The organism is Geodermatophilus sp. SYSU D00696 (assembly GCF_054050235.1).
In genome coordinates, this window is record NZ_JBJGYY010000005.1 from 149,722 (window position 1) to 156,114 (window position 6,393).

General features: G+C 77.0%; 5 protein-coding genes. 2 read left to right on the top strand and 3 right to left on the bottom strand.

Annotated features, from left to right (window positions below; all coding sequences use genetic code 11):
* Positions 1-25 precede the first annotated feature (25 nt).
* Entirely contained in the window at positions 26-2,287 is a 2,262-nt protein-coding gene (locus ACI79O_RS05510; RefSeq protein ID WP_456913531.1) for a helicase-associated domain-containing protein, read from the top strand.
* Positions 2,288-2,324: 37 nt separating this feature from the next.
* Positions 2,325-4,010, top strand: a complete 1,686-nt coding sequence (locus tag ACI79O_RS05515; protein ID WP_456913532.1) for a DNA repair helicase XPB — start codon at positions 2,325-2,327, stop codon at positions 4,008-4,010.
* 52 nt (positions 4,011-4,062) lie between these two features.
* Here the strand turns inward: ACI79O_RS05515 and ACI79O_RS05520 are convergent, their stop codons facing one another.
* The 3 genes from ACI79O_RS05520 to ACI79O_RS05530 all read right to left on the bottom strand — a co-directional run.
* A complete protein-coding gene (locus ACI79O_RS05520) occupies positions 4,063-4,464 on the bottom strand; it encodes a hypothetical protein (protein WP_456913533.1) in 402 nt (133 codons plus the stop codon).
* A gap of 10 nt (positions 4,465-4,474) precedes the next feature.
* On the bottom strand, positions 4,475-4,735 hold the full coding sequence (locus tag ACI79O_RS05525; protein ID WP_456887430.1) for a hypothetical protein: 261 nt from the start codon (positions 4,733-4,735) through the stop codon (positions 4,475-4,477).
* Positions 4,736-5,185: 450 nt separating this feature from the next.
* Positions 5,186-6,393: HNH endonuclease signature motif containing protein (locus ACI79O_RS05530; RefSeq protein ID WP_456913534.1), on the bottom strand; the 1,208-nt coding region annotated here is incomplete at its 5' end.

Consider the following 6,393-nt stretch of genomic DNA (forward strand, 5'->3'; position numbering starts at 1 on the left):
GCGCGGCGGACGTAACGTGGTCCGGATGCCTGCCGACCGTCCCGCCACGCTGTCCGCGTGGCTGCGCACCCGCAGCGACGCCCAGCTGGCGGACCTGCTGGCCGCCCGTCCCGACGTGGCCCGGCCCGCGCCGTCGGACGTCGTCGCCCTGGCCGGCCGGCTGGCGGTGCCGGTGTCGGTGGACCGGGCGCTCGACGACCTCGACGCCGCCACGCTGCAGGTGCTCGACGTCGTGCTGCTCGCGCCCACCGACGGGCTGGAGGCCGCCGAGGTCGCCGCGTCCCTGCCCGGGCTGCCCGAGGACGTCGTCGCCGCGGCGGTCGAGCGGCTGACCACGCGGGCGCTGCTGTGGGGCGACGACGTCCTGCACGCCCCCGATCAGGTGCGCCGCGCCGTCCGGTACCCCGCGGGGCTCGGCCGCCGCGCCGCCGAGCTGCGGGTGTCGCTGCCGGCCGACCTGCCCGCCGCGGTGGGCGCGCTCGACCCCGCCGAGCGCCAGGTGCTCGAGCGGCTGGCCGGCGACCGGCCGGTGGGCCACCTGCCCGACACCGGCGGCGCCGGGGGCTCCCCGGCGCGGCGGCTGCTGCAGGCGGGGCTGCTGGCGCGCATCGACGCGCTCAACGTGGAGCTGCCGCGCGAGATCGGCCTGCTGCTGCGCGGCGACCTGCCCTACGGCCCGCCGCGCCCCGAGCCGCGGCCCGCCGTCGTCGAGCGGGACCGGGCCGCCGTCGACCGGCAGGCCGCCGGTGCCGCGCTGGAGGCGGTCGGACGGGTCGGTGAGCTGCTGGCCGTGCTCGAGGAGGAGCCGGCCGGGCTGCTGCGCAGCGGCGGGGTCGCCGTCCGCGACCGCAAGCGGCTGGCCCGGGCCCTGTCGGTGTCCGAGTCCGACGCCGCCTGGCTGCTGGAGCTGGCCTTCGCCGCCGGCCTGCTCGACGTCGGCGGCCCGCACCGCGACGAGTGGCTGCCCACCCGCGGCTACGACGTCTGGCGCGAGCAGCCGCTCCCCGACCGGTGGGCGTCGCTGGCCGCGGGCTGGCTGGACAGCACCCGGCTGCCCTCGCTGGTCGGCCAGCGCGACGTGGCGGGCAAGGCGGTCAACCCGCTGTCCCCCGACCTGGTGCGGCACACCGCGCCGGCGATCCGCCGCGCGGCGCTGGCCGCGCTGGCCGCCTCCCCGCCGGGCTCGGGGCTGGCGCCCGACGACCTGGTGGCGCTGCTGCGCTGGCGGACGCCGCGGCGCGCCGACCGGCTCGCGCCGGTGCCGGACATGCTCGCCGAGGCGGCGCGGATCGGCGTGCTGGTGGGCGGGGTGCTCTCCTCGGGCGGCCGGGGGCTGCTGGCCGGCGGTGAGGAGGGGGCCGCCGACGGCGTGCAGGGCCTGCTGCCCGAGCCGGTCGACCACGTGCTCGCCCAGCCCGACCTCACGCTGGTCGCGCCCGGGCCGCTGGTGGCCGGGCTCGCCGACACGCTGTCGGTCGTCGCCGACGTCGAGTCCTCGGGCGGGGCGACGGTGTTCCGGGTGTCGGAGTCCTCCGTGCGGAGGGCGCTGGACGCCGGGTGGTCGGCCACCGACCTGCACGAGTTCTTCTCCCGCGCCTCCCGCACCCCGGTGCCGCAGGCGCTGGACTACCTCGTCGACGACGTCGCCCGGCAGCACGGCCGGCTGCGGGTGGGCTCGATCGAGTGCTACGTGCGCTCCGACGACCACGGCCTGCTCTCCCAGGTGCTCGGCGACCGGCGCACCGCGGCCGCGGAGCTGCGCCGGCTGGCGCCGGGCGTGCTGGTCAGCGGGCTCGGCGCCGACGAGGTGCTCACGGTGCTGCGGGCCGCGGGGTACGCCCCGGCCGGGGAGTCGCCGGGCGGCGCGGTGCTCACCCGCCCGCCGGCCCGGCCCCGCGCGGCCGGCCGCCGACCCGGGCCGCCGCCGTCGGCCGCGGCCCGGCCCCTCACCGAGGCGGAGGCCGCGGCGACCGTGCGGGAGATCCGGGCCGGCGACGCCGCGCTGGCCGCCCGCCCGTCCGCGCCCGTGCGGCAGGTCCCGGGGGTCACCACGGCCGGGACGCTGGAGCTGCTGTCCCGGGCGATCCGTGACGGCGTGCCGGTGTGGCTGGGCTACGTCGACGCGCAGGGCAGCGGCAGCCAGCGCGTGGTCCAGCCGGTGTCACTGGCCGGTGGTTTCCTCCAGGGCTGGGACGAGCGCCGCCAGGAGAACCGCACCTTCGCGGTGCACCGGATCACCTCGGTGGCGCTGGCCGACGAGGAAGCAGCGGCCGCCGGCAACGGTTGACCAGACAGACGCCCGCCGAGGAGAGGCCCCCCATCCCGTGAACGACGGACCCCTCATCGTCCAGTCGGACAAGACCCTGCTGCTCGAGGTCGACCACCCGCAGGCCCGCGACTGCCGCGCGGCCATCGCACCGTTCGCCGAGCTCGAGCGCTCCCCCGAGCACGTGCACACCTACCGGGTCACCCCGCTCGCGCTGTGGAACGCGCGCGCCGCCGGGCACGACGCCGAGCAGGTCGTCGACGCGCTGGTGCGCTTCTCGCGCTACCCGGTGCCGCACGCGCTGCTGGTCGACGTCGCCGACACGATGGACCGCTTCGGCCGGCTGACGCTGGTCAACAACCCGGTGCACGGCCTGGTGCTCACCACCACCGACCGCGCGGTGCTCGAGGAGGTCGTCCGCTCCAAGCGGGTGGCGCCGATGCTCGGGGCGCGGATCGACCCCGACACCGTCGTCGTGCACCCCTCCGAGCGCGGCCGGCTCAAGCAGGCGCTGCTCAAGGTGGGCTGGCCGGCCGAGGACCTCGCCGGCTACGTCGACGGGCAGGCGCACCCGATCGAGCTGGCCCAGGAGGGCTGGCACCTGCGCGACTACCAGCGGGAGGCCGTCGAGGGCTTCTGGGCCGGCGGCTCGGGCGTCGTCGTCCTGCCCTGCGGCGCGGGCAAGACGCTGGTCGGGGCCGCGGCGATGGCCGAGGCCAAGGCGACCACGCTGATCCTGGTGACCAACACCGTCTCGGGGCGGCAGTGGAAGCGCGAGCTGATCGCGCGCACGTCGCTCACCGAGGAGGAGATCGGCGAGTACTCCGGGGAGCGCAAGGAGATCCGTCCGGTCACCATCGCGACCTACCAGGTGATGACCACCCGCCGGAAGGGCGAGTACCGCCACCTGGACCTCTTCGACGCCCAGGACTGGGGCCTGATCGTCTACGACGAGGTGCACCTGCTGCCGGCGCCGATCTTCCGGCTGACCGCCGACCTGCAGTCCCGCCGGCGGCTGGGGCTGACGGCGACGCTGGTCCGCGAGGACGGCCGCGAGGACGACGTCTTCTCGCTCATCGGGCCCAAGCGCTACGACGCGCCGTGGAAGGACATCGAGTCGCAGGGCTACATCGCCCCGGCCGAGTGCATCGAGGTGCGGGTCGGCCTCGACGACGAGGAGCGGATGACCTACGCCGTCGCCGAGCCCGAGGAGCGGTACCGGATCGCGGCCACCGCGTCGTCGAAGCTGCCGGTGATCCGGCGGGTGCTCGAGCGGCACCCCGAGGAGCCCTCGCTGGTGATCGGGGCCTACCTCGACCAGCTCGAGGAGCTCGGGCGGGCGCTCGACGCGCCGGTGATCCAGGGCTCGACCACCAACCGGGAGCGGGAGAAGCTCTTCGACGCCTTCCGGCGCGGGGAGGTCAGGACGCTGGTGGTCTCCAAGGTCGCCAACTTCTCGATCGACCTGCCCGAGGCCGCCGTCGCCGTGCAGGTGTCGGGGACGTTCGGCTCGCGGCAGGAGGAGGCCCAGCGGCTGGGCCGGGTGCTGCGCCCCAAGGCCGACGGCCGGCAGGCGCACTTCTACACGGTGGTCAGCCGCGACACCCTCGACGCCGAGTACGCCGCGCACCGGCAGCGGTTCCTCGCCGAGCAGGGCTACGCGTACACGATCGTCGACGCCGCCGACCTGGCCGGTCCGGGCGAGGTCAACGGCCCCGACTGGGTGGACGAGCCCGCCGACTGACGCTGTTCTCCCGCGGCCCCCTGGTCCTCGTGACCCGGGGGCCGCGGCCGTCTCAGCCGGCCGTGAGCCGGTCGACCGTGCCGACCGGGACGATGTCCTCCGCCCGGGCCCGCGCCGCGGCGTCGACGGAGACGAAGGCGTCGGCCTGCAGGCGGGTGAGGGCCAGGTACTCGGCGACGGTGGTCGACTCGAGGCCGTGGTCGACGGCCAGGCCCCAGGCGACCCGGCGGGACACCCGGTCGCCCAGGAGCCGGATGCGGACGGCGGTCATCGCCTCGTGGCGGTCGAGGGCGGTGGTCTCGTCGAGCTCACCGCGCCGCACGGCGGCGAGGAGCAGGTCGAGGGCCTGCGAGCGCAGCACCTGCGGCGCCACCAGCTGGTGTGCGGGTGACACGTCGAGGCGTTCGGTCACCAGGTGCAGCAGGGTGGGCGCGTCGATCACGAAGCGGGTCATGCCGGGCGCGTCAGTCCTCGGTCAGCTCGTGCAGGACGTCGGCGGCGTCGGCGTTGCCCTCCTCAGCCAGCCGCCGCAGCTCGGCGAGGTCGCCCAGCTCGCTGGCCCGCTGCACGAGTTCGTCGACGGCGTCGCGGTTGCCGAGGTCGGCCAGCCGCCGCAGCTCCGCCAGGTCGCCCCGCTCGCCGGCGAGCTCGATGAGTTCGTCGGCCGCGTCGCGGTCCCCCATCGCCACGCGCTCGCGGAGCGCGGCGTACTCGGGCTCGGTCATGGCGGCAGGATCCCACCGCGGCCGGCCGGCGGGGGCCCTGACGTCAGTCCCCGCCCGGGAAGTGGTCGTCCAGGATGTGGAGGGCATCGAGGACCGGGTCGCGTTCACGCCGGCGGTCCCGCTCCGGCCCCACCTCCTGCCAGAGAGCGGGCAGACGCTCCGCGGGAACGGGCGCGCCAGCGACGGGCCCGGCGGCGTGCACCTCCGGTGAGCACCCGGACCGCGGCCGCCGAGAGGAGCTCGTCGACCCGGTCGTGCAGCCACGACCCGGTGCCCGGGCGCGCGGCGACCTCCATGATGCGCCGGTACGTCGCGTCGTCCGTGTCCAGCACGGCGCGGGCAGGTCCGGCTCGTCCCGGAGCCAGAGCATCTCGGCGATGTCCTCGCGGCTGGCGATGATCACGCTGTGGACCATCCGCTCGACCGCCCGGTCCTGAAGCCGGTCACCCGTCAGTAGGGCGGTGGGGTGGTGGCGGCGGTGAGCCCGGTGGGTGTGGTGACGGTGAGGGTGCCGTCCGGGGCGAGGGTGTGGGTCCAGCCGGGGGCCTGGTGCTTGCCGCGGTGGTGGCCGGTGCAGTAGCCGGTGAGGTTGGCCGCGGTGGTGGGTCCGGCCGGCCACGGGGTGGCGTGGTCGAGCTCGCCGCCGCGGGGGACGCGGCGGCGGCAGCCGGGGAAGGGGCAGCGGCGGTCGCGGGCGCGGACGTGCCGGTTCAGCGCGGCGCTCGGCCGGTAGCCGGCGGTGGGTCCGGGAGCGGCCAGGCCGTGGCCGCGTCGGTGGGCGCGGTGCAGGGCGGGCAGGTCGGTGAGGGCGAGCAGCGCACCGCCGGCCGCGTGGGTGAGTGCGATCCGGGGTCGGTCGGTCAGCCCGCCCCCGGCGGTGGCGGCGAGCAGCGCGGCGAGGTCGGTGCGGGCGGTGTCGGTGGCCGCGGCCAGCTGGGTGAGGACGTCGCTCGCGGCGGTGATCCGGCCGGCGGGGCTCGCGGCCCAGGCCGCCTCGTCGGCGGCGTCGGCGCGCCGCGCGGTGGCCACCGTGCGGCGGGCGTGACCGAGGGCGCGCTGCAGCCCGAGCAGGGCGGTGCTCGCGTGGTCGACGGCGCGGTCGGCGCGCGCCCACCAGCCATCGGCGTCCGGTGCGGCCACCTCATCGGCGTCGGCGTCGGCGTCGGCCGTGTCATCCGCATCGGCCGTGTCGTGCGCGTCGGGCGGATCGTCCGGTGGCAGGTTCTCATCGAGGTAGCAGGGCCCGGGGCGGGCATCGAACTCCCCGGCCAGGATCCGCGCTTCCAGCTCCTCGGCCCACCGGGCGAAGTGCTCGTCCTCGGTGAGGAACGCCCCGGCTCCGACCGCATCGACCCCCAGGGCCGCGTCGGTGCCGGCTGGCTCGGTGCCGGCCGCGGTGGTGCCGGTCGCCTCGCCATCGGCCGCGGTGGTGTCGGCCGCGGTGGTGTCGGCCGCGGTGGTGTCGGCCGCCTCGCCATCGGCCGCGGTGTCGCCGATGTCGGTGTCACTGGTGGTGGCGTCGGTCCGGTGACCGGTGAGGGCGGCCAGCAGCGCCCGGACCAGCTCGGCGGGCACCACCTGCCCGTCGACCTCGCACGCGGCGTCCCCGCCCAGCAGCGCCCCGACCGGCGCGACCACGGTCAGGGTGACCTGCACCG

Coding starts and splice junctions, on each gene's coding strand:
- ACI79O_RS05510 (WP_456913531.1), top strand. CDS start 26: ATGCCTGCCGACCGTCCCGCCACGCTGTCCGCGTGGCTGCGCACCCGC.
- ACI79O_RS05520 (WP_456913533.1), bottom strand. CDS start 4,464: ATGACCCGCTTCGTGATCGACGCGCCCACCCTGCTGCACCTGGTGACC.
- ACI79O_RS05525 (WP_456887430.1), bottom strand. CDS start 4,735: ATGACCGAGCCCGAGTACGCCGCGCTCCGCGAGCGCGTGGCGATGGGG.